This window comes from Neisseria sp. P0009.S007 (assembly GCF_051962515.1).
In genome coordinates this window covers 1-1,077 of record NZ_JBQCVF010000484.1, presented here as the reverse complement: position 1 = coordinate 1,077, position 1,077 = coordinate 1, and the positions used below count along the sequence as shown (strand labels likewise).

Below are 1,077 nucleotides of genomic sequence, written 5' to 3'. Positions count from 1 at the left end.
ATCCGCGCCAAATATGGTAAGAGGCGGCAGCCTGACCGACCAGCATGCCCAGGCCGTCTGAAACTTCGGCCGCGCCGCTGCTTTGGGCAAAGTTCAAAAACGCCTGCGCCGCTTTGCCGTAAACCATATCGTAGGCAAGGCGGCAGCCGCGGAAAATTTCAGGGCTGACGGCAGGAAGCTGGCCGCTCAAGCCGCCGGACGTGCCGTTGATGATGATATCAAAACCGCCGTTCAAATCCGCCATCGGGACGGCTTCAATGCCGAAAAGCTGCGCTAATTCCTCGGCTTTGGCGTGGGTACGGTTGGCAATGACGATACGGGCAGGGCGGTGTTCTTTCAATACCGGAATCACGCCGCGCACAGCGCCGCCTGCGCCCAAAAGCAAAATGGTTTTGCCCTTGATGGCAATATTTTTAACCTGCGTGATGTCGTTGGCCAAACCGATACCGTCGGTATTGTCGCCACGTATTTTGCCGTCTTCCAACCACACCAGCGTATTGACCGCGCCGGCAGCCAAAGCGCGGTCGGAATGCTCGTCCGCCAGCGCAAAAGCTTCCTGCTTGAACGGGACAGTTACATTCGCACCTTGCCCGCCCTCGGCACGAAACGCCGCAACAGCCTCAGCAAAACCGCCAATTTCGGCACAAATGCGCCCATATTCGATGGCCGCGCCTTCTTGAAGTGCGAATTGCTGATGGATTTGCGGCGATTTACTGTGTGCAACAGGATTGCCGAAAACGGCGTAACGGGAGATAGTTGTCATGGTTGTATTCCAAAAATAGGACAGCTATTTTATAACGACGGAGGGAAGATGGGAACGCTGGAGGGTAAATGCGCTTTACAACGGCATGATATAATTTTTTGCTACCTGAAAAATCCATTTTTTATAATACAACTTTATTTTTTGATAAAAATTACAGAGGTTTGGCATGAAAAAGATGTTACTTTTAGCATTATTAACGGTGGGATTAGCAACTCAGGCTGTAGCGACAGATTGGGTAGGATTAAGCTTTAATGATGATGGTGTTACCTATGGCGATGTGGATAGCCGCACCCATAATCGGGCTTGGTTTGAGG

At 51.6% G+C, this 1,077-nt stretch carries 1 protein-coding gene; it reads right to left on the bottom strand.

The annotated features are described in order from the left end of the window. The coding region (gene aroE / locus ACTHS3_RS14235; RefSeq protein ID WP_440368276.1) for a shikimate dehydrogenase at positions 1 to 763 on the bottom strand (763 nt) is incomplete at its 3' end. Positions 764 to 1,077 lie beyond the last annotated feature (314 nt).